Annotated in this window: 2 protein-coding genes; both read right to left on the minus strand. The window is 49.5% G+C overall.

Features of this window, described 5'->3' with window-relative positions; all coding sequences use genetic code 11:
* Nucleotides 1-189: 189 nt before the first annotated feature.
* On the minus strand, nt 190-1,065 hold the full coding sequence (locus VB081_RS02585) for a hypothetical protein (protein ID WP_323399293.1): 876 nt from the start codon (nt 1,063-1,065) through the stop codon (nt 190-192).
* Nucleotides 1,066-1,067: 2 nt separating this feature from the next.
* A partial coding sequence (locus tag VB081_RS02590) for an LPXTG cell wall anchor domain-containing protein (RefSeq protein WP_323399294.1) occupies nt 1,068-1,770 on the minus strand: 703 nt, incomplete at its 5' end.

Here is a 1,770-nt window from a genome sequence, read left to right on the forward strand (position 1 = left end):
AATCGGCTAAACATTTGGACTCGTAAGCTATTTTCCTTCATTACGCTTTTCCTCTTTACAAGATATGTTTTTAATTATACCTTAACCTTCCTTAATTCCCCTTGGATTTATGGGCTAATTTGGTCAAAAAATGCGTAAAAAGCCTGTGTACGTTCTCAATTCCGAATGTACACAGGTTTCTTATTCCATTTAGCCATGACGACGCTTCCGGATGAACAGGAAAGCACCCCCAAGGGATAGGATAATGATTGCACCAATCCCTGCATAGACCCAGGGGGATACCCCCGCACTATCTTTTTGTAAATCCTGATTGGCTAAAGGCACATCATTTTCATCCAGGGTGGTGGTCTGCCCCTGTTGATTCGTGGTATTATCCGTAGTCCTTTGCCCATCCTGACCGGTTGCTGTCGTTGCTGTCGTTCCGTCCGTCCCCACGGTTCCGGCCGTTACACCACCAGTCGTGACGATGGTTGTTCCCCCGGGGAGTACCACTGTCTGGATGACCTCAGTGGGATTAGCTTCGGCCTCAGAGGTATAGATAAAGTCAATCTGGGTCCCCTTTGCCGTGGCGATGTTGACGGTTTTGGAGGCAGCATCCACCACGTAGCCATCAATGGGAAGCGCGTATTCTGTCACATCCACCCCAACATTGGTGATGGCAGCTCTTTGAGTCGCCAACTCATTGCCATAGTGATCCATGTAGCGCACCCGATAGACGCCTTCATTGATAATCCGGGCGTATTGAGCCACGTAATTGGCTTTCTCCGTCACGGTTGTTTCAACTTCCGGACTCCACCCCGTAAAGTAATAGCCGGTAGGCGGAAGCGCCGTGATGATGCTTAAATCCACAGTACCCTCATAGGGTACCTTCACCGTATAGCTTTCATCCACTGCTCCCGTGTCCGCCACCTGAATGGTGCCTTCCCCTCCGCGAAAGGAAATGGCATATTCTTTATTGGCATCTGCCGCCTGTACTGGATAAGCCAAAACCACGAGGAGCAGAACCAGCAGGGTGCTCACCAGGGCCATGGCCGATTTCTTAATGTTTACTTTCATTGATCCCATGGCTACTCCTCTCTCCTTCGGCGCTTGACGATGAGGACCACCGCCAGGATTATTAAAACCACACCAATGATGGCGGCCATGGAGACACCTCCCACACCGGTATTGACAATGCTCCGTTCACCGGTAATGTACTGGGTGACGGTCTTGATCATGGATTGCCCCGGGGTCACAGGGTATCCTGCGCTGAATACCAATTGGATTTTCCCAGTTTTATCCATATAGCTGTTTTCTGCCGATGGTCCGTCCAATTTAATGGCAACGGTAACCCTATCCTGGGCTCCCACCGCTAAGGTATCCATGAGAATATCATTATCCTCCTGGAGATATTCCCGGCCGACGGATTGATTATAAGCACTGCCTCCACCGATAACCGTGGAGAAAAAGGTGGTCCCGTTTTTCGCAATCGAAAAATCGTATACCGCCTGGGAGTCCGCTGTTTTTTCTGCGATGTTGTCCAGGATTTCAGCACTCATATAAAAGCTCATCTCCCGGGAACCATCATTCTTTAAGATTAAAGTCAAAGTCCGGTCTTCTCCAGGCTGTAAATCCGTAAAGCCCTGGGTCGAAAGGTCCCCATCCATAGAGTGGACGAATTTTTCGGCCTCTCCCTTAAAGGTGATGACTTCCCCGCCCTCTGCCAGAACGGTTCCCATGGTGGCTAAGAGAAATACAGCCGTTAAAATGAAGGGTATGCATCGTTTTTTC

The organism is Christensenella sp. (assembly GCF_034927525.1).
Classification (GTDB): Bacteria; Bacillota; Clostridia; order Christensenellales; family Christensenellaceae; genus Christensenella.

Coding starts and splice junctions, on each gene's coding strand:
- VB081_RS02585 (WP_323399293.1), bottom strand. CDS start 1,065: ATGGGATCAATGAAAGTAAACATTAAGAAATCGGCCATGGCCCTGGTG.